Source organism: Sulfuriferula plumbiphila (assembly GCF_009938015.1).
Taxonomy (GTDB): Bacteria; Pseudomonadota; Gammaproteobacteria; order Burkholderiales; family Sulfuriferulaceae; genus Sulfuriferula; species Sulfuriferula plumbiphila.
Genome location: NZ_AP021884.1, coordinates 2,500,568 through 2,523,619, shown reverse-complemented (window position 1 = coordinate 2,523,619; position 23,052 = coordinate 2,500,568). Strand labels below are relative to the sequence as shown.

Annotated in this window: 23 protein-coding genes; 15 read left to right on the top strand and 8 right to left on the bottom strand. The window is 59.8% G+C overall.

From position 1 onward, the window contains the following. Positions 1-238: 238 nt before the first annotated feature. From GZH91_RS13100 to GZH91_RS13065, 8 genes are all read left to right on the top strand, one after another. A complete protein-coding gene (locus GZH91_RS13100) occupies positions 239-1,228 on the top strand; it encodes a beta-ribofuranosylaminobenzene 5'-phosphate synthase family protein (RefSeq protein ID WP_147071507.1) in 990 nt (329 codons plus the stop codon). Positions 1,229-1,258: 30 nt separating this feature from the next. After that, complete coding sequence (locus tag GZH91_RS13095) at positions 1,259-2,161, top strand: NAD(P)-dependent methylenetetrahydromethanopterin dehydrogenase (protein ID WP_147071505.1); 903 nt, start codon at positions 1,259-1,261, stop codon at positions 2,159-2,161. Then, positions 2,151-3,323 (top strand): ATP-grasp domain-containing protein, encoded by a 1,173-nt coding sequence (locus GZH91_RS13090; protein WP_147071503.1) that lies wholly within the window; start codon positions 2,151-2,153, stop codon positions 3,321-3,323. The genes GZH91_RS13095 and GZH91_RS13090 overlap by 11 nt, the downstream gene beginning before the upstream one ends. A 3-nt stretch (positions 3,324-3,326) precedes the next feature. Further along, positions 3,327-4,295 carry a methenyltetrahydromethanopterin cyclohydrolase gene (gene mch / locus GZH91_RS13085; RefSeq protein ID WP_147071501.1) on the top strand — a complete coding sequence of 323 codons (969 nt, stop codon included), beginning with the start codon at positions 3,327-3,329 and terminating at the stop codon, positions 4,293-4,295. After that, the gene (locus tag GZH91_RS13080) at positions 4,292-5,206 is read left to right on the top strand and encodes an ATP-grasp domain-containing protein (protein ID WP_147071499.1); all 915 of its coding nucleotides are present in this window, start codon (positions 4,292-4,294) and stop codon (positions 5,204-5,206) included. Before mch ends, GZH91_RS13080 begins: the two co-directional genes overlap by 4 nt. Further along, positions 5,203-6,066, top strand: a complete 864-nt coding sequence (locus tag GZH91_RS13075) for a triphosphoribosyl-dephospho-CoA synthase (RefSeq protein WP_223264502.1) — start codon at positions 5,203-5,205, stop codon at positions 6,064-6,066. Before GZH91_RS13080 ends, GZH91_RS13075 begins: the two co-directional genes overlap by 4 nt. Before the next feature lie 161 nt (positions 6,067-6,227). Next, on the top strand, positions 6,228-6,740 hold the full coding sequence (gene fae / locus GZH91_RS13070) for a formaldehyde-activating enzyme (protein WP_147071498.1): 513 nt from the start codon (positions 6,228-6,230) through the stop codon (positions 6,738-6,740). Positions 6,741-7,372: 632 nt separating this feature from the next. Further along, entirely contained in the window at positions 7,373-7,789 is a 417-nt protein-coding gene (locus GZH91_RS13065) for a hypothetical protein (RefSeq protein WP_147071495.1), read from the top strand. On the opposite strand, the gene GZH91_RS13060 is transcribed toward GZH91_RS13065, so the two are convergent. Beyond that, a complete protein-coding gene (locus GZH91_RS13060) occupies positions 7,786-8,538 on the bottom strand; it encodes a HisA/HisF-related TIM barrel protein (RefSeq protein ID WP_147071493.1) in 753 nt (250 codons plus the stop codon). The genes GZH91_RS13065 and GZH91_RS13060 overlap by 4 nt on opposite strands. Here GZH91_RS13060 and GZH91_RS13055 point away from each other — a divergent pair. The 5 genes from GZH91_RS13055 to GZH91_RS13035 all read left to right on the top strand — a co-directional run bounded on the left by GZH91_RS13055 (position 8,537) and on the right by GZH91_RS13035 (position 14,294). Then, positions 8,537-9,520, top strand: coding sequence for an ATP-grasp domain-containing protein (locus tag GZH91_RS13055; RefSeq protein WP_147071492.1), 984 nt, complete (start codon positions 8,537-8,539; stop codon positions 9,518-9,520). The two genes, GZH91_RS13060 and GZH91_RS13055, sit on opposite strands and share 2 nt — an antisense overlap. Further along, positions 9,510-10,595, top strand: a complete 1,086-nt coding sequence (locus GZH91_RS13050) for a hydantoinase/oxoprolinase family protein (protein ID WP_147071490.1) — start codon at positions 9,510-9,512, stop codon at positions 10,593-10,595. Before GZH91_RS13055 ends, GZH91_RS13050 begins: the two co-directional genes overlap by 11 nt. Before the next feature lie 58 nt (positions 10,596-10,653). Beyond that, positions 10,654-12,048: an aminodeoxychorismate synthase component I gene (pabB, locus tag GZH91_RS13045; protein ID WP_147071488.1), complete on the top strand. Its 1,395-nt coding sequence runs from the start codon at positions 10,654-10,656 to the stop codon at positions 12,046-12,048. Continuing rightward, positions 12,033-12,614 carry an amino acid kinase family protein gene (locus tag GZH91_RS13040; RefSeq protein WP_147071486.1) on the top strand — a complete coding sequence of 194 codons (582 nt, stop codon included), beginning with the start codon at positions 12,033-12,035 and terminating at the stop codon, positions 12,612-12,614. Before pabB ends, GZH91_RS13040 begins: the two co-directional genes overlap by 16 nt. Before the next feature lie 318 nt (positions 12,615-12,932). Further along, positions 12,933-14,294 (top strand): pyridoxal phosphate-dependent decarboxylase family protein, encoded by a 1,362-nt coding sequence (locus GZH91_RS13035; RefSeq protein WP_147071484.1) that lies wholly within the window; start codon positions 12,933-12,935, stop codon positions 14,292-14,294. 11 nt (positions 14,295-14,305) lie between these two features. On the opposite strand, the gene GZH91_RS13030 is transcribed toward GZH91_RS13035, so the two are convergent. The 7 genes from GZH91_RS13030 to GZH91_RS13000 all read right to left on the bottom strand — a co-directional run bounded on the left by GZH91_RS13030 (position 14,306) and on the right by GZH91_RS13000 (position 20,663). Beyond that, entirely contained in the window at positions 14,306-15,001 is a 696-nt protein-coding gene (locus GZH91_RS13030; RefSeq protein WP_147071482.1) for a (5-formylfuran-3-yl)methyl phosphate synthase, read from the bottom strand. After that, positions 14,998-15,570 carry a DUF447 domain-containing protein gene (locus GZH91_RS13025; protein ID WP_174861828.1) on the bottom strand — a complete coding sequence of 191 codons (573 nt, stop codon included), beginning with the start codon at positions 15,568-15,570 and terminating at the stop codon, positions 14,998-15,000. The genes GZH91_RS13030 and GZH91_RS13025 overlap by 4 nt, the downstream gene beginning before the upstream one ends. Next, positions 15,567-16,967, bottom strand: coding sequence for a DUF6513 domain-containing protein (locus GZH91_RS13020; protein ID WP_147071480.1), 1,401 nt, complete (start codon positions 16,965-16,967; stop codon positions 15,567-15,569). Before GZH91_RS13020 ends, GZH91_RS13025 begins: the two co-directional genes overlap by 4 nt. Continuing rightward, positions 16,943-17,500, bottom strand: coding sequence for a flavoprotein (locus GZH91_RS13015; protein WP_147071478.1), 558 nt, complete (start codon positions 17,498-17,500; stop codon positions 16,943-16,945). The genes GZH91_RS13020 and GZH91_RS13015 overlap by 25 nt, the downstream gene beginning before the upstream one ends. Continuing rightward, the gene (locus tag GZH91_RS13010) at positions 17,493-17,810 is read right to left on the bottom strand and encodes a hypothetical protein (protein ID WP_147071476.1); all 318 of its coding nucleotides are present in this window, start codon (positions 17,808-17,810) and stop codon (positions 17,493-17,495) included. The genes GZH91_RS13015 and GZH91_RS13010 overlap by 8 nt, the downstream gene beginning before the upstream one ends. Before the next feature lies 1 nt (position 17,811). Continuing rightward, on the bottom strand, positions 17,812-19,767 hold the full coding sequence (locus tag GZH91_RS13005) for a sigma-54-dependent Fis family transcriptional regulator (RefSeq protein ID WP_147071474.1): 1,956 nt from the start codon (positions 19,765-19,767) through the stop codon (positions 17,812-17,814). 665 nt (positions 19,768-20,432) lie between these two features. Further along, the gene (locus GZH91_RS13000; protein WP_161984271.1) at positions 20,433-20,663 is read right to left on the bottom strand and encodes a hypothetical protein; all 231 of its coding nucleotides are present in this window, start codon (positions 20,661-20,663) and stop codon (positions 20,433-20,435) included. 436 nt (positions 20,664-21,099) lie between these two features. Between GZH91_RS13000 and GZH91_RS12995 the strand changes: the two genes are divergently transcribed. Both GZH91_RS12995 and GZH91_RS12990 read left to right on the top strand, forming a co-directional pair. Continuing rightward, a complete protein-coding gene (locus GZH91_RS12995) occupies positions 21,100-22,173 on the top strand; it encodes a Fic family protein (protein ID WP_147071472.1) in 1,074 nt (357 codons plus the stop codon). Next, complete coding sequence (locus GZH91_RS12990) at positions 22,170-22,904, top strand: type I restriction endonuclease (protein WP_147071470.1); 735 nt, start codon at positions 22,170-22,172, stop codon at positions 22,902-22,904. The genes GZH91_RS12995 and GZH91_RS12990 overlap by 4 nt, the downstream gene beginning before the upstream one ends. The last annotated feature ends 148 nt before the right edge of the window (positions 22,905-23,052 follow it).

The following is a 23,052-nucleotide window of genomic DNA, read 5'->3' as shown; positions in this document are numbered from 1 at the left end:
TGGAATCCATTGGAATCCATTGGGATCTCTTGGATTATGTCTGGCGAATCAAATATTTTCCTGACATCCGTGAGTGTGGTTATGCGACCCTGGATGTACCACGCGCGGGGTGATCGATGGGACAGTGTGTCACACTTCTGCACGATGTATGGGTACTAGCAGGCTGATTGATATGCGTTTTTTTATGGCATGGAGATTGCTAATCTGGTGACAAATTAATGATCCAATTTTTAAAAATATGTCCCCTACAGCCTATCTAAGCGCAACCGTACGAGCTCCAGCACGACTGCACATGGGATTCCTCGACCTCAACGGCAGCTTGGGGAGGCGCTTCGGTAGCCTGGGTCTGGCGATCGAGGAATTGGCCACCACGGTCACGGCTCATCCGGACGATCGGATATCCGCTCAGGGCCCCCAGGCTGAACGCGCCCAGGCTTTCGCGCGCCAGGCCTTGGTCAGCATGGGCATCAAAGGGGGGGCACGCCTGCAGGTACAGCAAGCAATCCCCGAACATGCAGGCTTGGGATCAGGCACCCAGCTGGCTCTGGCGGTGGGAACTGCACTGTCCCGTCTCTATGGAGTGGAATGGCCCTTGCGCGACATGGCCACGGCTATGAACCGGGGTGGGCGTTCCGGTATCGGGCTTGGCCTGTTCGAGCACGGCGGATTCGTCGTGGATGGCGGCCGGGGCGGACAAGATGCGCCACCCACAGTGATTTCCCGCCTGGAATTTCCGGCTCACTGGCGTCTGGTTTTGGTGTTCGACCGCACCTACACGGGATTGCACGGCGAACAGGAAAAACAAGCCTTCGCCGCCTTGCCAAACTTTCCGGAAGCCAGTGCTGGTCGCCTGTGTCGTCTGGCTCTGATGCAGGCCATGCCTGCCTTGGCGGAATGGGATATCGCTGGCTTCGGGGTCGCTGTCAGCACAATCCAGGAAGTGGTGGGCGACCATTTCGCGCCTGCTCAAGGTGGACGTTTTGCCAGTCCCCGGGTGGCGCGTGCCCTTAAGTGGTTCGGGCGCAACGGCGCTGCTGGAGTGGGGCAGAGCTCCTGGGGGCCAACCGGCTTCGTGCTGGCGGAGTCCGAAATGTCGGCTCATGCCTTGGCCCGGTCGGCGCGTACCGAATTTGCCGCAGACAACCTGGAATTTATGGTTTGTGCCGGGCGAAACCGGGGGGCGGAAATACGCACCGAAGCTCACCAGGCCCTGGCGCAAGCCAAATAAAAAATCAAAAACAGAATTACGAGGATAACGATGGAGAAACCCTATTTACTGCACTTCGCCACACCGGGCGAACGTGTCAGCCCCTTCGATGTGAACATGGCCTACGATGCCGGCTGGGATGCGGTGATTCCCTATGCGGGCGTAGGCTTGGAAGAGATAGCCAATTTTACCCAGGATGTCATCTTTTCCAGGGGGGCTAAGGGGGTGAAGCATACGGGCATTTTCATCGGCGGACGCGATGCAGTGCTCGCTACTGACATGCTGGATGCGGCTCGCAAGGCTATGGTGCCGCCCTTCCAGGTTTCCGTCTTCGCTGACCCCAGCGGCGCCTACACTACGGCAGCGGCCATGCTGGCCAAGGTGGAACAATCCTTGGCTAAGGTTCACGGTTTAAGCTTGACAGGTCGCCAGGTGGTGGTATTCGGAGGTACCGGCCCGGTGGGCAAGATTGTGGCGGTGTTGGCGGCGCAAGCGGGGGCCGAGGTCACCATCACTAGCCATGACGGCCTGGCTCGGGCTGTGGCTGTTACCGAGACCATCAATGCCCGTTTCGGCATAGTCGTGCGCCCGGCTGACACCCATTCCGAGATAAGTAAAGTGGCGTTACTGGCTGACGCAGAAATTATCCTCGCCACCGCCAAGGCCGGGGTGCAGGTGCTCTCCGCTGAACATCTTGCTTTGGCTTCCAAACTGCTGGTGGCAGCGGACATCAATGCTGTGCCACCTGCCGGTGTGGCGGGTATCGGTGTCATGGACGATGCCGCACATCTTTCTGCCGGCTCTGGCCGGGCCGTGGGTATTGGCCCTTTGGCTATCGGTAACGTCAAATACAAGGTTCAACAAGCTTTATTACAAGCGATGCGGGGAGCTGACAGTCCCTTGTATCTGGGTTTTGCCGACTGTCTGGAAGAGGCCTGCCGGCATGCCCGATAAAGCTTTTCTTATTGTTTCTCTATCCGGGCGCATTCTGGCACAGGCGGCGGCTCGTTCAGGCCGGCGCGCCGTCGGAGTGGATGCGTTTGCCGACCGGGATACCTGCAGTCTCGCCCGGGAATGGGCCCGGGTACCCCTGGACCCTGACTGGAATGTGCAACCGGCGGCCATGCTGGCGGCGGCAGAGGCGATCTGCCCCAAAGATCGCTGTCTCGGGCTGGTATATGGCTCGGGCTTCGAAGCCCGGCCGGATCTGTTGCGGCGCCTGGCCGAGAGCCGGCCACTGTTGGGCAATACCCCCGCGGTGCTGGAAACTGTGGCGAACCCGACCAGATTCTTTGCCCTGCTGGATCAGCTCGGCATTCCCCATCCACAAGTGAGAGCGCAACGCCCGACTCCTCATGTCGGCTGGCTAAGCAAGAAAGCCGGTGCCAGCGGCGGAACTCATGTACGTTCGGCATCGACCCAAACCGGCGATGAAGCGGGCCGCTATTTCCAACGCGCCGTGTCGGGTGAGAACTGGTCACTGCTGTTTCTGGCCAACGGACACGGGGTTTGCCCGGTGGGATTCAACCGCGCCCTTCTGACTCCACCTCAGGCGCCCGGCCCTTGGAGCTATGCCGGCGCCATACGCCAGGTTCAGGCTCCGGCCCTGATTGGCGAGGCAGTGGTGGACGCAGCCCGAGCCCTGACCTGCAACCTCGGTCTCAAAGGTCTGAATGGCCTGGATTTCATCATCACGGACACGGGATGGACGCTACTGGAACTCAACCCTCGGCCTACCGCCACGCTTGAGCTATGGGATGTGCCACCCGTACCGCCCTTGTTTGATCTCCACATGCAGGCCTGCCTCGGTCGGCTACCAGTGGGGCTGCCGCAGCCCGAGGGCGCCATGGCGGTGGCAGTGACTTATGCGGAAACCACAATGTGTGTGCCTGCTTCCTTCCCCTGGCCGAACTGGAGCGCGGATCTGCCCCAAGTGGGCTGCGTCATGCAGATGGGTGAGCCGGTCTGCACAGTCCACGCCGAAGGTGCGGACGTGACCGAGGTCGAGCAGCAAGCCCTGGAGCGGCGCCAAACGATCCTCGACCGGTTGGCTGTTTTCCGTCCTGGCGACAATGATCACCCGCCAAGGCACGAAACCCAAGCAGCCGTGGCCTGAAAAATGACTGACATGATTATCAGCATCAACCAACTCACTGCGCCCCTGGTAGAACGCCTGGTGGAAGAAGCACCCCAGTTGCGCCTAGCCGTGGCTCGCCAGGACAACGGCGTACGCATCGTGGACGCGGGCATCCAGGTTGCCGGCGGCATCGAGGCGGGCCGGCGCATTGCCGAGATATGTCTGGGCGGCTTGGGACGGGTGAGCCTGGTACCCGCCGGAGCCGACGCCGCCTGGGCTTGGGAATTGGCGGTTTCAACCGCCCAGCCAGTGCTGGCCTGCCTGGGCAGCCAATACGCGGGCTGGATCTTGGTTCATGGCGAAGGCAAGGGATCCTTCTTCGCCATGGGTTCAGGCCCCGGGCGTGCCCTGGCCTATAAGGAAGAGCTGTTCCGGGAAATGGGCTATCGTGATACGGCTGCTTCCACTTGCCTGGTGCTGGAAACCGACAAAACGCCGCCTTTACCTCTTCTGGACAAGATCGCGGACCAGTGTGGCATACCGCCGGAAAGTCTCACCCTGATCCTGACGCCCACCTCCAGCCTGGCCGGTAGCGTGCAGGTGGTTGCCCGGGTGCTGGAGGTGGCTCTGCACAAGGCTCATTTCCTCGGCTTCCCGCTGGATCACATTGTCGATGGTATGGGCACGGCACCAGTCTGTCCGCCCGCGCCTGACTTTCTCACCGCCATGGGCCGTACCAACGACGCCATCCTGTTTGGCAGCCGGGTCCACCTGTTCGTCAGTGGCGAACAGGCAGCCGCCGAGGATCTGGCCCGACGCCTGCCCAGCGAGGCCTCCGCCGACTATGGGCAGCCCTTTGCCCAGGTGTTCAAGGCGGCAGACCACGACTTTTATAAGATAGATCCCCTGTTGTTCGCCCCTGCCCAGGTAACGGTCACCTGCCTGACCACCGGCCGCAGTTTCCGGGCGGGACAGCTCAACGCAGACTTGCTGGAGCGTTCCTTTACATGAACGGGCGCATTGCAATTTTTACTGACGACCCCGGCTGGCACGGCAAGCGTCTTAAACAGGCCTTCGCGGCGCGGGGCTACGAGGCAGTTTATCTGTCATTAATGGATTGCAGGGTGGACTTGGAAGAAGGCATCGGCGGCGTGGTCTTGCCGGGCTTCGAGGATCGTTTGCCGGACGGGGTATTCGTACGCGGCGTGCCCGGCGGCACGCTGGAGCAAGTGATCCTGCGTCTGGATTTCCTGCATGTGCTGCCGGCTATCGGCGTACCGGTCTACAACTCGGCGCGGGCCATCGAGAAGAGCGTGGACAAGGCCATGACCAGCCTGCTGCTGAAGCAGGCAGACGTCTCCACACCGCTTACCTGGGTACTGGAGTCGGAAACGCAGGCCCGCGCGCTCCTGATGCGCGAAGTGGCTCGAGGTCACGAACTTGTGCTTAAGCCCCTATTCGGCTCCCAAGGGACAGGGTTGCGGCGCTTGGCCCATCCCGGCGACCTGCCCCCGGTGGAGGATTACCAGGGACTATATTACCTTCAGCGTTACGTGGGTGCGGAGGCGGGGGCAGGGGAGGACTACCGCGTGCTGGTCATCGGCGGTACCAGCCGGGCCGCCATGACCCGCAGGGGGACGGGCTGGATCAACAACGTAGCTCAGGGTGCCGCTTGTCTGCCCGCCCCGGAGGATTCGATGCTGTTCCGTCTGGCCGAGGCAGCAACCCACGCACTTGATATGGATTACGCGGGAGTCGATATGATTCGCGACCGGGAAGGCCACCTCACTGTGCTGGAGGTAAACAGCATTCCTGCCTGGTTGGGCTTGCAGTCCGTGGTGGAGGCGGACATTGCCGGCATGCTGGTGGACGACTTTCTTGACCGACACGTGATCAAGCCGCTCCAGGAGCACTTCGCATGAATTCGCCCATGGCACTGCAGCCCGATATTCTGGCCGCCTCGGATGCGTTTCGGGCGGCCTGCGAACTGGATGTCCTCGCCTTCAAACCCGGTAACGTAAGCATGGATTCCCCTGGCCACGGCATGACCGCGCAGGACTTCGTGGTTAGTGCCCGGGTAGCCGCGCCCCACGTGGCAGACCGGATGCTGGGGGTGGGAGAGCGTGTATACCGCGCCATCGAGGCCACTCGCCAAGCAGTGGCATGCAATACCAACCTGGGTATCGTGCTGCTGGCCGTCCCTCTCATACACGCCGCCCAGCACCGCTTGCCGGGTGAGACACTGGCTCAACGCCTGTACCTCAGCTTGTCCGGATTAACTCAGGAAGACGCGGATTGGGTTTATCGTGCCATCTGCCTGGCCGCACCCGGCGGGCTGGGTGAGCCTACACGCCACGATGTCCACACCACGCCTACGGTAACCCTGTTAGTTGCCATGCAGGAAGCTGCGCGGTGGGACCGCATCGCCCACCAGTATGCCAGTACTTACGCCGACATCTTCGGCATGGGCATGGTCAGGCTGCGGCAGGGACGAGCCCGCTGGGGTGGCGAGGCAGAGGCAGTGACGACTGTTTACCTCGGTTACCTGGCGGACTTCCCTGATAGCCATGTATTGCGCAAATACGGTCCGGATACAGCCGAACAGGTTCGCCAAATGACCCGGACCTGTATTGCAAACATAGCGCGCTGTTCCGATTGGGCCGATGTTCGGAGCCACCTGGAAGCGCTGGATCATGAGCTCAAATTGACCTCGATCAACCCCGGCACCAGCGCTGATCTGACCGTGGCCACCTGGCTGGCAGACCGGCTGACGCACGGTTAAGAAGTATTGTCTTCAAACCAGCCCAAAGGAGGCGTCCAGGATATTCGATATTTTGAAATGCCTGTTAGGGCTTGAAACAAGTGGTCAGCCAACGAATGACTCGGCGCTGGCGAGCCACTCTAATCCAACCGAGTCTGTGCAATTCAAGGAGAGAATTAATTATGGCAAAGATCGATCGCGTAATGGTGGGCGAGGCCCTGGTGGGTGAGGGCAACGAAGTGGCTCATATCGACCTGATCATGGGGCCACGTGGCAGCGCTGTAGAAATGGCCTTCTGTAATGGTCTGATCAACAACAAGGAGGGTCATTCTTCCCTGCTGGCGATAGTGGCGCCCAATCTGCCCACCAAACCCAACACCATGATGTTCAACAAAGTCACCATCAAGGGCGCAACGCAAGCCGTGCAGATGTTCGGCCCGGCCCAGCGCGGCGTGGCCATGGCAGTAGCGGATTGTGTCGAAGATGGGACCATTCCTGCCAACGAAGCCGACAATGTCTTTATCTGTGTGGGCGTGTTCATCCACTGGGAAGCGGCGGACAACGCCAAGATTCAGGACTACAACTACGAAGCCACCAAGCAGTCCATCAAGAACGCCATTTCCGGCATACCCACGGCTGCGGACGTTGTGGCCAAGAAGGGCAGCGCAGGCCACCCCTTCGCAGCCCACATCTAAGATAAGGAGAGGGAGGGACTATGTTGCCAGAAATGCGGAGCCACAGTGATGTATCTCTCCACATTAAGCATCTTTACGTTTGTAGTGTTCACATCCTCCAGAAATATGCCTTGCATTACGCCAAGCCCATCGAGCTGTTGGGGCAAGGGTTGGGATAGTTGAAATGATGGCTGGGCTTCCGTTAATGCCTGCTACTGTGCCTGACGAAACAGTACGAAGGTTTCTTGCAGGCTTGAATCTGGCCAGCGGGATACGGGACGAAGGCTGCTCGCTTTGCCTTGTGAAAGGCAAAGCAGTTTGCCTCGATCCATTGTTGCGGGATATGGCACCTCTCGTTCCCTATGGTTTCCGGCTTCGCCATGATGTACCCGGTATCCACCGGGTCGGGGCGAATAGCCGGTTAAGCATCCTGCAACATTATCTGGTTGGCCCCTGGCTATCCGCCAGGGCGCCTCCATTAGTTGACCCCTGGCTATCCGCCAGGGTGTCACTAACGACACAATGCTTGAAATATGCGACTTATCTGGCCCATGCCACCACACGGTATGGCGGCTATCCGTTCCTGCCCTTCGCCTTGACAGATGAGGCCGAGGAGACAGCGCGAATTTTTATTGTGAGGCCACGAGCTTGCTATGCAGTTCCTGGCGGCGGGTGCGCCCCTGTTGCACAGCCTGACCCAGGCCGGTGCCGTACGCCTGCTCGACGGCCTGGAAGTCATGGCAGTCGTCTGGTCCCGCTTTCACCTGGAGGCTCCGGAAGACACGGTGAGCAAAGCCGTGGTGTTCGAATCCGTCCCCTGGTTCACCGATTACCTCGCCAGGTACAGCAAGCTGCATTGCGGACGCTGCGCACGGCACGTGGCGGTGGCTGGTCAGATCATCCCATTGCCGGCCGTGGGCTGCCCGCACTACACCTATCGCAAGCGGGTGAGAAGCGCCCTTGTGGTGGTGCATTTCGGCCACCATACCCCGAATTGCGTCGGGCCGGAGTTGACCCGGCGTTCCACTTCACAATATGGGAGCCGCTCATCGATTTCATGCCCGACCTAGTGGATTTTAGCTTGTACGAAACGCCCCGGTCCTGGTGCTGGTATACCGGCACGAAGCGCGGCAAGCTCGGTGCGGCTGATGGCCCCGTCGTGCAGAGCCGAAGCCAGCAGCACGCCGGCGGCGCCGGCCTGGGTCAGTTCCACCAGGTCTGCTGCGTGACGCACCCCTCCTGCTGCGTACAGGCGGCATGCCGGGGCCAACCGTCGCAGCTCCTCCAGCCTGGCCAGATCGGGCCCTTCGCTCATTCCTACCCGCGCCAGGGTCATGACAATAACGTCCGATGGCCAGTGTCCGGCTTCCCGTACCAAGGCGGTCGGCCCCAGGAAGTCATCGCCCCGGAAATCCAGGGAAAGCACACCGCCGACAGGGAATACGGAGCGGGCTGGTACCTCGGACAGGCTCTCGCTCCCCAATACCGGCCGACCCAGTCCTTTGCTCTGCCAAATACGGGCGGCCTCTACATTGGCAAAGCCCGCATCCACCCAGAATTCCAGCTCCGGATGGGCTCGGCGCAGGGACTCCAGGGTGGTCTGGTGGCTGCCCTGACCGAGGATGGCATCCAGATCCGCTATGTACAAGTGGCGAAATGGGAACAGGCTGAGCAGTCCCTCCACCACGGCTTCGGGTCTGCTAGATTGGCACAGTCTGGATTGCAGGGGGAGGTACTCGTCCCGGAGTCCGGCGCGAGCGCGTACCACTTGGCCGCCCATCAGGTCCAGAACCGGAATCAGCTGTAAGGATGCAGGCATGAAGATTTTTGTTTATGAATTCGTTACGGGTGGCGGGTTTGCCGGACAACCACTCCCAAGCTTTTGGATGGAAGGAGAATTGATTTGGCAGGCGTTGGTGAATGATCTCATATCCCTTGAAGGGGTGGAAGTGATGACGCTACGCGATGATCGTCTCGCCCTGCCGGATTGGCCGGATTTGCCGAATCTGGTGGTTACGGCTACCAATGCTGAGCGTTTTGCCAGCGATTTTCGACATTGTCTGGCAATGGCGGACGCGGTTTGGCCTGTGGCGCCGGAGGAAGCGGGCATACTGGAATGCCTGAACCGGGATATTCTCTGTGCCGGCAAGCGGCTGCTTGGCTGCCTGCCAACGGCGATAGGGATTACAGCAAGCAAAGCCAGCACGGCAAGGCATCTGGCCGCCGCCGGGATTAATGTGGTACCGACCTATAGCGCCCCGTTTCTCATGATTGCTGAGGGTGCGGTGGTAGCCAAGCCTGACGACGGCGCCGGATGTCAAGAGACGCTGTTTTTTACCCATCTGGATGAAGCCAAATCTTGGGCTATGCAGCAAGAATCAAAAGGTTTTATCTTCCAGCCCTATGTGGGTGGCGAGGCGCTTTCCCTGTCCCTGTTATGTTGCGAAGGTCGCGCCCAGCTGCTGACGGTTAACCGTCAGCATATTGACCTGCAAGATGACCAATTCAGGTTTGACGGGGTGACAGTTAACGCTCTGGCCGACGAGAATGGCGTCTATGCAAGCTTGGCCGCACAAGTGACGGCCAGCCTGCCCGGATTGTGGGGTTATGTCGGGATTGACCTTATCGAGACGCCATCCGGCCCCTGTGTTTTGGAAGTGAATCCACGTCCTACTGTATCCTATGCCGGGTTACGGGTCGCGCTTGATTGCAATCCGGCAGAGCGGGTGTTGTTACTCCCCGAGATGCGACCCTGTCGCGGCATACATGCGGTTCAACTGGAGACGACTCATGCATGCTGACTCCCGGCTGGTCGAGCCGATCGCTCAAGAAACAGGGGAGACCGTGATGGGCTGGGATGTGGGCGGTGCGCACCTGAAAGCAGCCCGGGTAGAGGGGAATGACCGGATATCCGGAGTCTGGCAGGAGGCCTGTCCCCTGTGGCGTGGTCTGGAACACCTGCATGCGGCCATAGACCGGATACTGGCAGAGAGCACGCCGCTGGCCTGGCATGCCGTTACCATGACAGGCGAAATGACTGACCTGTTCAAGACCCGCCGGTCAGGTGTACATGCTCTGGTGGACGTGTTGTGCCAACGCTTGGGGAGCGACCGGGTGCGCTTCTATGGCGGCGCGCTGGGGTGGCTTGATGCCGACGCCACTCGCCTGCACGCAGAGCAGGTGGCTTCCGCCAACTGGCATGCCTCCGCCCACCTGGTGGCGACGCGCTTGGACGACGGGCTACTGGTCGATATCGGCAGCACCACCACTGACATCATACCGATACGCGACGGGGGGGTGGCCACCTTCAGCACCAGTGACAGCGACCGTCTGGTAGCCGGTGAGCTGGTCTACACTGGCGTGGTGCGCACGCCAGTCATGGCTTTGGCCGCCGAGGCCCCTGTGGCCGGACGTTGGGCGCCCCTCATGGCGGAGCATTTCGCCACCAGTGCAGATGTCTACCGGGTGCTGGGCTGGTTGCCCGAGACGGCCGACCAGCAGGACAGCGCGGACGGCGGCCCCAAAACAGCTGAAGCCAGCCGTGCCCGCTTGGCCCGCATGATGGGCCGGGATGCCTGCGCCCTGCCGGAGGGTGCCTGGGCCGAGTTGGCAGCCTGGTTCGCCAATGCCCAGTTGGAGAGGATCAGCCGCGCTGCGCGGCAGGTGCTGTCCCGGGGACTGCTGGAACCGAATGCCCCTCTGGTAATTGCCGGGACCGGGGCGTTCCTGGGAGAACGGCTGGCGGCACGGCTTGGACGGCCGGTCATGAATTTCTCACAACTGTTGACGGCGGATTCCATGTCGGGGAAAGTCGACTGGTGCGCGCCGGCGGTGGCGGTAGGTTGGCTGCTGGCAGGAGAAAAAAAGTGCAAGTAGCTGCGTTCATGCCGGTGAATTTCACCACCGCATGCTACAAGATCAAAAGGAGCTTTTTATGTACCTGACGTCGATCCCCTATCGTCCGGACAGTGCCGAACTGTTCGAAGCCATTGCCGACGAACCCTGGGCTGTGTTCCTGGACAGCGCCCGTCCGCGTTCCACCGCTGGGCGCATGGACATCCTGGCGGCGCGGCCTTATGCCACTCTGGTTACACGGGGCGGCATGACCGAGATCCGCAGGTTCGGCGAAGTCACCCTCTCTCCTGCCGATCCTTTTAAATTGCTACGTCATTATCTGGCGGCGGATGGCCAACCCACGCCGCTGCCCTTCGCCGGTGGGGCCATCGGCTACTTTGCCTACGACCTTGGCCGGCGCATCGAGCGCCTGCCAACCAAATCCCGCGACGCCGAAGCTATCCCGGAAATGGCAGTGGGTCTCTACGATTGGGCCGCAGTGGTGGATCACGAGCGGGGCGAGAGCTGGCTGGTTGCCGCTGGCCGCGATCCCCGTACCGAAGCGGATTGGAACGGCTTGCTCGCCTTGTTTTCCGATCCGCCGTTGCCAGAATTCCGGTGTCCGTTCCGGGTTACCGGCGAGGTTTCGATCAATTTCGACCGGAGCGCCTACCAGCAGGCGTTTTCTCGCATCCAGCGCTACATCGCTGCTGGCGACTGTTATCAGGTTAACCTGGCCCAACGTTTCTCCGTCCCGGTGTCCGGCGATCACTGGCTGGGCTACCAGGCTCTGCGTCGGCTCAACCCGGCTCCCTATTCGGCCTATCTCAACCATCCCGGCGCGCGAATCCTGTCCTCATCGCCGGAACGTTTTCTGGAAGTGAAACAGGGTCGGGTGGAAACCAAGCCCATCAAAGGCACCCGTCCGCGCGCCGCCGCTCCGGAGGCGGATTCGGCTCTGGCCAGGGAACTCAAGCGCAGCGAAAAAGATCGGGCCGAGAATCTGATGATCGTAGACTTGCTGCGCAACGACCTGGGCAAGGTCTGCACACCCAGCTCCGTGGCTGTGCCTCGGCTGTTCGAAATCGAGAGCTTTGCCACCGTACACCACTTGGTCAGCACCGTCACCGGCCATCTGGCCGATGGCGTGGATGCTGTGGCCCTGCTACGTGCCGCCTTTCCAGGTGGCTCCATCACCGGGGCGCCCAAGCTGCGGGCCATGGAGATTATCGAGGAGTTGGAGCCCCATCGGCGTGGGGTTTACTGTGGTGCGGTGGGCTGGTTGGGTTTCAACGGCGACATGGACAGCAACATCGCCATTCGTACTATGGTCAGTTCCGATAGCCAACTGCGTTTCTGGGCCGGTGGTGGCATCGTTGCAGATTCCCGGGCTGACGAGGAATACCAGGAGTGCCTGGACAAGGCGGCAGCCATGTTGCGTCTGGTCAGGGAATACGGAGGGGGGGAGGCCGGTGAGCTATGCTCCGGGTCGTGAAGCTGGGTGGCAACCTGCATGAGGCGCCGGAGCTTGCAGACTGGTTACAGGTACTGGCCCGGGCGGGCGGGCGCATCGTGGTGGTGCCCGGAGGAGGCCCTTTCGCCGATGCGGTACGGGCCGCCCAGGCACGCTGGGGGTTTACGGACGCTGCAGCTCATCACATGGCTTTGCTCGCCATGGAGCAGTATGGACTGATGCTGTGCGCTCTCGAACCTGGTCTGATTCCTGCCAGTGATCCGGAGGACATCGCCAGGGTGTTGGTACGGGGCCGAACCCCCGTCTGGCTGCCTTCTTCCCTATGTGTTGGCGCCGCCGACATCCCGGAAAGCTGGTCCGTCACTTCTGATAGTCTGGCTGCCTGGCTGGCCGCTCGCCTGGGGGCAGAGGCCTTAGCCCTGGTCAAGCACACAGTCCCTGTAGATATCGATCCCCGGGCACTGGCTTTGGCAGGCTGGGTCGACACAGCCTTTCCTCATTTCGCCAAAGCGTTTGGGAAACCGATTCATTTGTTAGGCCGACAGGAAGCCCCTGTGTTTGGTGAGTGGTTAGCTCATCCGGTCTGATCGATGCCCTTCATAGAACGCTTGAGTCAAAAATGCAGATTCAGATTTGTTGCTATTGGTACGGTGGATGACCCATCGTTGCTGCCGATGCCACTCGCAATCCCGAAACCGGTCTGGAAACCTGGCAGGTCGAAACCCGATCTATCCGGGAACGGCTATCGCAGATCAGGCCGTATTGTCTTACAGTGGCGTTGGCGGACGTGGATTTGAACTATCCGAAGATCGAACGGGTGGTACAGGGTTTGTTTAGGGCAAAAGTCAATTTGCCACTGGTTCTGTCGGCGCCCTCCAAGCCTGAATACATGAGGAAATACAGCTTTGGCGGAAAAACCTTTTGACCGGGAAAGTCTTGTCCTGCTGGACGAAGCCCTGCGCGTTCTGGAGGACGGCTTCCGCGGCCTGCCGGGTGATACGTCGCCCATCGACCTTGCTCCACTACGCGACGTGCTGCTGGTGGCCGCGGAACGCCTGCGCGACAACGACCCCTACCACCACCCGCTGTACGTTGGGCAGATGCTCAAACCACCTCACCCAGTGGCTAGACTGGCCTACACGTTGGCGCTCTGGCTCAACCCCAACAACCACGCCTTCGATGGCGGTCGCGCAAGTTCGCTCATGGAACAGGAGGCGGTGGCTCAGATCGCGCGCATGTTCGGATGGGATACCCACCTGGGTCACTTGTGTAGCGGCGGCACACTGGCCAATTTCGAAGCGCTCTGGATCGCGCGCGAGCTTCGTCCCGGCAAGGCCATTGCCGCCTCGACCCAGGCTCATTATACCCACGAGCGGTTGTCCGGTGTGCTGGGTGTGCCATTCCGCGCCATCCCGGTGGATCAGCATGGGCGCATGGATATGGCAGCGCTGGAAGATAGGCTGCGCGATGGAGAGATCGGTACCGTGGTCGCCACGCTCGGCACCACTGGCGCCGGCACCGTGGATCCGCTCCACGAAATCCTCGCCCTGCGCGCGCGCCACGCTTTCCGGCTCCATGTGGATGCTGCCTATGGTGGCTATTTCACCCTGGCAGACAACCTGGATGCCGAGACCCGGCGCGCCTTCGATGCCATCCCGCAGGCCGATTCCATCGCCGTGGACCCCCACAAGCACGGGCTCCAGCCTTACGGTTGCGGCTGTGTACTGTTCAGGGACGTTGGCGTGAAACACTACTACCAGCACGATTCGCCCTATACCTACCTGGGTTCCTCCGATCCCCACCTGGGAGAAATCTCGTTGGAGTGCTCCCGTCCCGGGGCAGCGGCTGTTGCGCTATGGACCACCCAGCGCATGTTTCCCCTGACTCCCGGCGGCGGCTTCGCCCGCAATCTGGAGACCGGCCGCGAGGCCGCGCTGGCCTTGTATCAGGCGCTGGCGCGGGATCAGCGCTTCGCCCCCTTGTTCTTGCCCCAACTCGACATCGTAGCCTGGGCCGTGCGCGCTGATTCGGCCAGCGCAGCCTCGGCGCGCGCGCGGCAAGTATTCCAGGCCGCGAAGGAGCGGGATCTGTACTTGGCCTTGGCCACATTTCCACGATCCATGCTGGAATCCATCGCCCCAGTCGTACTATGGGATGCGGACGAGATCATCTGCCTGCGCGCTTGCCTGATGAAGCCGGAACACCACGAGTGGATGGGGGAGATTCTGGCGCGCCTGGGAGCTGCGGCCGACGCTTGTCTGGCTTGAGTGGTTAAGTGTTATCTTTCCAGGGCCGCCTGTTTTTCCATGGCCTTAGCGAGCGTCGCGATGGCGCTGGTGTTCAAGGTATGGGTGCGGGTATGCCCATGGCACAAGGCACCGCGAAAGCCCAGGTAATCTGGCTTGAGGGGCATCAGAACGGGGATGTCGGCGAGCTTCAACGAGCCGGCCAGGCCGCTGAGTAGATGCAAGTAGCGGGCCTGCTCCACAAATTCCGCCAGGCGTGCCACAGGCTGATGAGCAAGCAGGCCGCCACCCGTTTTGTCCGCCGTATCGAGCATGACGCCGTTGAATCCGATGGCGGCGAGCCGGGCAGGGAGTTGCAGATCCGGGTTCCGGTCGGCGAACAGTACGGCCACCAGGCGGTATTGACGGGCCAGGGAAGCCAGGGCGTCCAGACAGTCAGCCAAGGCGGGAGAAGGAAACAAGCCGATTTTCACGAAATCCACGCCTGTGGCTGCCATCTCGGCCACGGCCCCAGTCACAGCCAGGGGGTCCATGGTGGGGAAGTCGCCAATGGTGGCGCTGACGGGTACCCGGCCTGCCACCTCGGCAACGAGGGCGTGCACGGTCGCATGGGTCAGGGCGCCCAGGGCACCGGCATGGGGGTTCTTGGCATCGATGATGTGGGCGCCGGCGGCAAGCGCCAGGCGCGCTTCCTCAATGCCGGTGATGCTGGCCAGCCAGCCGGTCATGCGACCCTCTCCGCCGCCCGATGAGCCTCGATCTTCTCTTTTAGCCAGCCCCAGGCTTCCATTTCATGTGGCCCGGCCGTCTTTTCGATGGCGATGGCAAGGTAGGCCATTTCCCGTTCGAGTTTGTCCATGGGCAGCATGCCGAGCCGGCTTATCAGGATGCAGGCTTCGATGACGGCGGCCTGTGCCCGATTATGCCCCGGGAACGGGGCATGGTTATGGCTAGCCACTTCCCGGCAATAGAAGCGGGGACGCACGCTGTCTTCCTCCACCCGTATCACATTCAGTTCGCTGTGGCTCAGGGCGTTACCCAGTCGGCCACAGGGGATATGCGCGCAGGGTGTCAGTGGCCATTCCCGCCGACCGGTGAGGCAGCCAGCGAACACGCGCACGTCGTCGGTATGGCTGAGCGCGGCCACGCCGGTGGCGCGCAGGTTATCCAAGGTGCGGGAGGGATGGAAGGGCGCCAGGACGATGTATGCCCCCTCGCGACGGAAACCCAGGGGGGCAATGTGAGTGCCGCCGTCAAGGGTGGCGGTGGTAAGGATGGCTTCGTGGATCAGGCTCATGATGGTTCGGTCGGTGTCTTGCGGAGGGTGCTGCCGGGGGCGCAATGAGTGTTCAGGTCCTGCGCCTGGCGTGGCAGCATGCAGCCCCAGGCGAGTTCCTCGTCCTGGTTGTAGCGCTTGCCAAGTTGCCAGGCGATTTGGGCGCGGGCGAGTTCCACACCCAGGTAGAAGGCGTGGCTGCCGTCGTGTTCCAGCTGGAGATGCGGCCAGAGATCAAAGGGATCGGTAGCGATGTGCAGGCCGTCGCGGTTGTAAATATGAATTCCTGTCTGGCTGACCTGGATGCGGAAGTTGGGGTCCCTAACTGCGCTGGCCATGGCAGCGATTTCATGCGAGGCATAGGGAAAAGGCTTGCGGTGGCGCAGACCGAGCAGGGCGTCTGAAATGTCTCGCGGCAGGCTCTGTGCCTCGCGGGCGGCGAACATGAGGCGGCGGGCGGCGTCGATTTCGCGCACGGCACTGCGGCAGTGGGGGCTGACCTGGGTGGTGAGCAGGGCGTGGATATTCAATTCTGCCATGATCCCCAAGAGCAGGGCATGGATGCCAGGGGTGTCGGCATCGGTGAGTTCGGAGACATTGCCGGTACCCATGAGGATTTCAGCCTGAGGCATGCGTCGGCGCAGTTCATGGTAACGGGCCAGGGACGCAGCAAAGCCGAAGGGAAGCGGATCCAGGATCGGGTCAGCCAGATAGGGTTTGTTTTTGGCCTCCAGCCGTTCCATGGCGGCAATCAAGTTGTCCAGATCGCCGTGGTGGGCGGGAATGAGTACCGGTATGGACGCCACCTCGTCGGCCAGGTGCAGGGTGTCCAGGGTCAGGGAAAGCAGGTAGTCGGCGCCGGCGCGGCCGCCGCGCAGGAGTTCGTCGGGGTCCAGGGAATCGACGCTGACCCGGTAGCCCTCGGCTTTGAGGGCCTGCACGACCTCTTCCAAGTGGGGGAAATGGGTCTGGGGCAAGCCGCCGATGTCGATGACGTCGGCGCCGTCGGCGGCGTAAGCGGCGGCCTGGGCCAGAATGGCATCGACGCTCATGCGCGGGGCGTCCACCAGTTCGGCGAACAGGGTGACGTCGTGTCGTGTCAGGTCGGGCGCATGGCGTTGCCGGCCGAAGAATTCGGGCAGGTCCATGAGTTCGTCCGGCCCTCGTTCCACGGGGATGCCGAAGTGGCTGGACAGGGCCGCAAGATCGCCCCGGCAACGGCCTGGCACCAGGATGCGGTCGGCGCCCTGGGTATCCGTCAAGCGGCGCCGGATCATGTCCGCGGTCATCAAGCCGGCCACTTGCAAGCCGAGCACATGCACGCTCCAGGTAAATTCGGCGTCGCCCAGGCTGGTGAGCACGCGTTTGAGTTGCGGCTCGGCTAGGCGGCCGGTCAGGAATAGGATGTGTTCAGGCATGCCAGTGGTTGGTTGAGGGCCGTCTTGAGGGCCGCTATGCTTTCCACCACTGTGGTATAGGGAAAGGTCTTGAGACGTTGCGTGTTTTCCAGGTCGATGGGACGGGGATAAACCATGACGGTACGATCAGGGGCTTCGGTGATGACCGTAGGTTCACTGTCGCAGGCGAACACGATGGAGTGGATGTGGCATTTGCCGGCCTGGGCGTAGAGATTGGTGACCAGGGTGTCGGAAATGCCAGCCACACATTTGGCCACGGTGTTGGAGGTGGCCGGGCCGATGATCAGGATGTGGTAGTGGCCAGTGTAGAGGAAGCCCACCGGCACGCTGCTGGCAGTGTGATCTTGGTAAACCCGTCTTTTCTCGCTCAAGGTCTTTAACGGGATACCGTACATGTTGAGCACTTCGGTTGCTGCCTTGGTAACGAAAAGGTCCACCTCGGGCAGGTTTTCGATGATTTCCAGGCTTTCGCGCAGATAATGACCTGAACCGGTGAGGCCCCAGGCGATACGCGGCGTGTCGGGCTTAGTCATGGATCCCGCCTGGGACACCCTGTCGGATGATAGGGCGTGAAATGTCACATTGGTGTTTGGCTTCCTCCACGCGCACTTTCGGCAGACAGACGCCCTTGGCCAGAGTTTTTCGGTGCTGGGTCGCGCTGAGACGCTCGTTGATGTACAGGCGATAAGCTCCATCAGCAAAATCATCTCTTCTATGGGCAGTTACGCGGCGGAAATGATGAGGCTGGAGATTTTCGCCGAAATTGCAATAAGTGATGATATGAGCAGAGTTGAAACCCAGGTCAACGGCCTTGATCCAGGTGGCGAAGGGAGATGGCAGCAAGTCATTCCTCCTTGTTGATGCGGATCTTGAGATTATTCATCTTCCGGTACAGGGTGTTGCGACTGACTTTGAGGTGCCGGGCTGCCAGTGTGACATTCCAGCGGCAATTCTCCAATACCTTCAGGATGGTATTGCTTTCGGCTATTTCCAGAGCGGATAGTTGGGCCTCCTCAGGACGCTCCGGGCGCGATGATGGCGTTAGCTGGCTGATTTCCTCCGGCAGATCATAAATTGTGATTTCATAACCATCGTGCAGCGCAAGGGCAGTGCGCAACACATTGCGCAATTGGCGGATATTGCCTGGCCAGGGGTGCGCTTCCAATTTGCGCAGGGCACCTTCGCTGAGATTGACATTCTCTTTGTCACTGCATTCCAGTGACAGGATGTGGTGTATCAGTTCGCGCTTGTCCTGGCGTTCACGCAGCGGGGGGAGATTCAGGGTAATGCCCTGCAGGCGGTAATAGAGGTCTTCTCTGAAGCGGCCTTGCGCCACGAGTTCTTTCAAGTTGCGGTGGGTAGCGCTGATCAGCTTGATGTCAATTTTGACCGGCGTTTCACCCCCCAGCGGAATGACTTCACGCTCCTCCAGCACTCGTAGTAGACGGGCCTGCAGCATGACTGGCATGTCGCCGATTTCGTCCAGGAACAGGGTTCCACCGCTGGCCTGGAGAATCTTGCCGCGGCGACCTTCCCTGCTGGCACCGGTGAAGGCGCCGGGTTTATAGCCAAACAGTTCGCTTTCAATCAGGGTTTCCGGGATGGATGCGCAATTTACCGCAACAAAAGGACGTCCCTCGCCGACTTGTTCGTCGTGAATGGCATGGGCGAAAATTTCCTTACCGGTACCAGTCTCGCCGGAAAGCAGAATGGGAATGTCCCGGTCTAGAACCCGTTTGACACAGCGCACATTGTATTCCATGGTCTGATCACCGAATTGCAGGTCAGTCAGACGTACAATCCTGGCTTTGCCTGGGGCGGCGATCGCTGGTGAGGCGTTGCGCTGTAAGGCGCCCCCGGAGACAGAGCGGTTCTCTGGTGGATTAACCAGACCAAAGAAACGGTTGCCTTGGCGAGCTTCATAGAATGGTACTGGGTTAAGCCAGCCATGGCTCTTGCCACCAAGCAGGGCAGCCATGCCGGTATTGAACAGGTCGCGCAACTGGAGACCCACCAGATCGGCCGGCTTTTTGTGGCCAAGCTGGAAGAGTGCATTTCGGTTGGCAGCCAGAATGCGGCCTTCCTCATCCAGGGCCAGAATGCCTTCCCATAGCGTGCCGATGAATTCAGGACGGCTGTGGAAACGCAAGACGTACTGGTCACGGAAGTTACACAAGAAAGCCCGGTTCTCAATCATTTGGGCAGACATGTTTACCAGCACTAGTGTGTGCTGCTGCGCCAAGTGGGAAAAACTTGATGCATCCAGTACGGCGAGCAGATTACCTTCATGGTTAAAAATGGGTGCAGCTGAACAGGTCAGTCCAACGTTACGGGATAGGAAATGCTCATTGTGATGAATCAAAATTGGACGCTGTTCTATAGCACACGTACCCATTCCGTTGGTACCCTGATTTCGTTCGCTCCACAGAGCGCCTTCTACCATGCCATATTGGGCAGCCGAGTCGGTAAAAGTAGGGTCGCCCAGATAATCCAGTACCACTCCTTCTGTATCAGTGAGTAGTACGGAGAAACCAGAGCCTGCCAATTGTTGGTAGAGGGTGGCCATCTCGCCTTGGGCGATGGCGCGCAAGCGTGTCAGGGGAGCCTGACGATCCTTGAGCTCGCGACCTTCCAGTATGACGACAGGTTCGTTTCTCACCGGATCCAGACCGAAATCGTGTACACATCGATTCCATGACCGTGCGATAGCCGACCCCACCTCCACCGGTTCCATCACCCCGTCCAAACCGACAACGGCGTTCACAAGACGGACATGTTCCAAGATGTCTTGCCTTTCCATGGCTTTAATCCTTAGTTTATTAGCAATAACCGCACCAAATCGTTATAGATCGCTTAGACGGAGGTATTGGTCTTTAAGCATAGTGAAGTACCGCCCTTGGCTCTCTATGTAATATACCGAACTTGGCGACATGTGCGGGACAAATTGTCCCGGTAATGGAACATTGTCACGAAAGCGCTCTATGTCTCGTATTTAGGGATTGAGCAAGCCACTGGGTACCTTAGATAACAATATGTGGACAAAATTCTTGCGTGGCATGTTTCATGCATTGTTAATAGTAACTTGCACTCGTGTTTTCAAAGAAGTAGATGAATTCTACGTGTGCTGCTTGCCTGGCTTGCCTTGTGTGTGTTGGCGGCACCCACGCTGGCGGGCGCCATGTCTTCGGGGATTTCGCTCTCCACACTTCGAAAGGAGACGCCGTTTCCCTGCCCTCGCTATGTGGCAAATTGGTGTTGTTTTATTTCAGGATTTACATGTTGTCCAGTGATGCGCCCCACTGAATTGTTACAATTTCAGCATCTTTATGTCTATGCTGGTAAAGACGCGAGCGCTGTTTCCAGCCTCAGGGCGTGCTCAAAGCGCGCGCGGGCCAATTACCACAAAACATCAGGGCGCGACAAATGGATGGTGTTGCGCTGATCGCATCTTCCCAAGATCGCTGGCTATGTGTGTAGCAGTACGTCGTCGAAATCTAGAAATAAAATCATAACCGCCCCGTTCACATCGATCCATGCCAACCAGCCGGCGCGATGTGCATAATACAAGGCATGGTGCCACGGCTGATTGGGCTTCTCGTGGTACTGGCAAACCGCCTTATTGAAAACCGTCGTGTCGATCAACAAGCGAAAATCATGGCGCCCTACAACTTGCACGGGCAGATCGCCATCGAACATGTCTACCAGCAACTCCCTGCCAATGTATGAATCGCAAGCGATAGTGAGGCGACGCGGCAAGAGGTGTGGGATGAGCTGGCGGCGTGATCACAGTAGCGTTTGAAGGGCACACGTTACCGTAGCTATGTGCCGTTTTGGGCCTGATGCTTATTTAAAAGCAAACCGGCGCGAGCGCTGCCAATGCCATCTAACTCATTTATTTTCAATAAGTTGTTTATTTAAACGCAAACCGGAATGAGCCAGATCAAAGAATCCATCTTGAAAGGCGCTGCCCTGACCTGGTTCGGGGAGCTGGGCTATGCCATTGGCCGCGGGCCGAATATGGTTTGTTTATGAATGGATTGACGCTTTACACATTTCCACAACATATAAAGAAAAGTGCTATATTCTTTGCGCGTTTTTGGATCGTGTCAAAATAACGAGTGTTTTTTAACCTATGCCTATTCGTCTCAAGCCCTTGCCGGTGCCTGACACCATTGAACTGGAGACGCCCGCCGTGCTGCGCTTGGCGGCGCGTGCGCATCGCGCTCTGGCAGAGTTGAAAGGAGCGGCGGCGACGATTCCCAACGAGTCGATCCTGATAGATACCCTGGCATTGCAGGAGGCGAAGGATTCATCGGCGATCGAGGACATTATCACCACAGAGGATCAGCTATTTCAGGGCGATGTAATCTCGGGGAAATTTCCGAACGCCGCAGCGAAGGAAGTTCACCATTACGCCGCTGCCCTGAAGATCGGGCTTGCCCATGTGCGGCAGCAAAGATTTCTGCGGCTGGACGATGTGCTTGAGATTCAGGCGGCACTGGAGCAAAACCGGGCTGGGCTGCGCAGGCTTCCGGGAACCGTGCTTAAGAACCAGCAGGCCGGAGAGGTCGTTTATCAACCGCCGCAAGATCCAGCGGAGATCGAACGGCTGATGGCGAATTTCCTTGAACACTTCCATCGTGACGAACCGGGCGACCCGGATCCGCTGGTGCGGATGACGGTGCTGCATTACCAGTTCGAGAGCATCCACCCGTTTTACGACGGCAACGGGCGTACCGGACGGATTCTCAACCTGCTGTACCTGGTATTACACGGTTTGCTCGACTTGCCGGTGCTTTACCTCAGCCGTTATATCGTGAGACACAAGCCGGATTACTACCGTGGTTTGCAGGCGGTGCGGGAGGAGGATGCCTGGGAGGCATGGGTGTTCTACATGCTCAATGCGGTGGAGGAAACCTCGCGCGAGACGCTCACCAAAGTACGCGGCATCCGCGATCTCATGCAGCTGACGAAACAGCGGTTACGGAACGATTTGCCCAAACTTTACAGCCAGGATTTGCTGAATAATCTCTTCCGCCATCCCTACACCAAGATCGAGTTCATCGAGCGCGACCTTGGCGTGTCGCGGCCCACGGCGACCAAATATCTGGGGGCGTTGGAGGCAGCCGGATTGGTGCGCAAGACGAAGCTCGGGCGAACGAATTTTTATATCAACGAACCGCTTTTTAACTTGCTGGGACGATGAGCCTCAACGAATCCATCGTAGAAGACGCCGCCCTGAGCTGGTTCGGGGAACTGGGCTATGCCATCGGCCACGGCCCACTCATGGCCCCCGGCGAACCGGCGGCGGAGCGGGACTCGTTTGGCGATGTAGTGCTGGCGGGGCGGTTGCGCGAGGCCATCCGGCGCTTGAATCCGGCCATCCCGGAAGAGGCGCGCGAGGATGCGCTGCGCAAGGTGCTGCGCGTCGGCACGCCTTCGCTGAATCAAACCAACCACACCTTCCACGCCATGCTGCGCGACGGGGTGCCGGTGGAATACCCGCGCGCAGATGGCAGCATCGCGGGCGATCATGCGCGGCTGGTGGATTTCGATAACGCCACGGGCAACGACTGGCTGGCGGTGAACCAGTTCACGGTGATCGAAGGCCAGAATAATCGACGGCCTGACATCGTGGTTTTCGTCAACGGCTTGCCGTTGGCGGTGATCGAACTGCTGCGCCAGATGCCGGTACAGGCCGAGAGCCGCGAGCGGTTGCGCGAACTGCTGCAAGTGGCCAGCGGCGGCGTGGTCTTCACTACCATCCAGAAATTCATGCCGGACAAGGGCGAGCAGATGCCCGCACTGTCGCCACGGCGGAACATCGTGGTAATTGCCGACGAAGCCCACCGCAGCCAATACGACCTGATTGACGGCCTGGCGCGCAACCTGCGCGATGCGCTGCCGAATGCGTCCTTCATCGGCTTTATGCTTTAAAGATGGTTGCGCTTCGAGAGGAAGCATTGGCGAGCTGCTACAGAGAATAAAGCGTGATTGGCACAGCGCTGGCACAGTGAATGCCACAACAATATAGGATACATGAACAAGAATCTGGCACAATTCTGGCACATTGAGATATGCTGAA

Bases quoted from the DNA above. Each gene is read 5' to 3' on its own strand.
- GZH91_RS13015 (WP_147071478.1), bottom strand. From the start codon at position 17,500: ATGACTAAGCCCGACACGCCGCGTATCGCCTGGGGCCTCACCGGTTCA.
- GZH91_RS13025 (WP_174861828.1), bottom strand. From the start codon at position 15,570: ATGAGCCTGATCCACGAAGCCATCCTTACCACCGCCACCCTTGACGGC.
- GZH91_RS13080 (WP_147071499.1), top strand. From the start codon at position 4,292: ATGAACGGGCGCATTGCAATTTTTACTGACGACCCCGGCTGGCACGGC.
- GZH91_RS13055 (WP_147071492.1), top strand. From the start codon at position 8,537: ATGAAGATTTTTGTTTATGAATTCGTTACGGGTGGCGGGTTTGCCGGA.
- GZH91_RS13100 (WP_147071507.1), top strand. From the start codon at position 239: ATGTCCCCTACAGCCTATCTAAGCGCAACCGTACGAGCTCCAGCACGA.
- GZH91_RS12990 (WP_147071470.1), top strand. From the start codon at position 22,170: ATGAGCCTCAACGAATCCATCGTAGAAGACGCCGCCCTGAGCTGGTTC.
- GZH91_RS13000 (WP_161984271.1), bottom strand. From the start codon at position 20,663: ATGTTCGATGGCGATCTGCCCGTGCAAGTTGTAGGGCGCCATGATTTT.
- GZH91_RS13095 (WP_147071505.1), top strand. From the start codon at position 1,259: ATGGAGAAACCCTATTTACTGCACTTCGCCACACCGGGCGAACGTGTC.
- GZH91_RS12995 (WP_147071472.1), top strand. From the start codon at position 21,100: ATGCCTATTCGTCTCAAGCCCTTGCCGGTGCCTGACACCATTGAACTG.
- pabB (WP_147071488.1), top strand. From the start codon at position 10,654: ATGTACCTGACGTCGATCCCCTATCGTCCGGACAGTGCCGAACTGTTC.
- GZH91_RS13060 (WP_147071493.1), bottom strand. From the start codon at position 8,538: ATGCCTGCATCCTTACAGCTGATTCCGGTTCTGGACCTGATGGGCGGC.
- fae (WP_147071498.1), top strand. From the start codon at position 6,228: ATGGCAAAGATCGATCGCGTAATGGTGGGCGAGGCCCTGGTGGGTGAG.
- GZH91_RS13075 (WP_223264502.1), top strand. From the start codon at position 5,203: ATGAATTCGCCCATGGCACTGCAGCCCGATATTCTGGCCGCCTCGGAT.
- GZH91_RS13005 (WP_147071474.1), bottom strand. From the start codon at position 19,767: ATGGAAAGGCAAGACATCTTGGAACATGTCCGTCTTGTGAACGCCGTT.
- GZH91_RS13020 (WP_147071480.1), bottom strand. From the start codon at position 16,967: ATGCCTGAACACATCCTATTCCTGACCGGCCGCCTAGCCGAGCCGCAA.
- GZH91_RS13065 (WP_147071495.1), top strand. From the start codon at position 7,373: ATGCAGTTCCTGGCGGCGGGTGCGCCCCTGTTGCACAGCCTGACCCAG.
- mch (WP_147071501.1), top strand. From the start codon at position 3,327: ATGACTGACATGATTATCAGCATCAACCAACTCACTGCGCCCCTGGTA.
- GZH91_RS13030 (WP_147071482.1), bottom strand. From the start codon at position 15,001: ATGACCGGCTGGCTGGCCAGCATCACCGGCATTGAGGAAGCGCGCCTG.
- GZH91_RS13040 (WP_147071486.1), top strand. From the start codon at position 12,033: ATGCTCCGGGTCGTGAAGCTGGGTGGCAACCTGCATGAGGCGCCGGAG.
- GZH91_RS13050 (WP_147071490.1), top strand. From the start codon at position 9,510: ATGCATGCTGACTCCCGGCTGGTCGAGCCGATCGCTCAAGAAACAGGG.
- GZH91_RS13090 (WP_147071503.1), top strand. From the start codon at position 2,151: ATGCCCGATAAAGCTTTTCTTATTGTTTCTCTATCCGGGCGCATTCTG.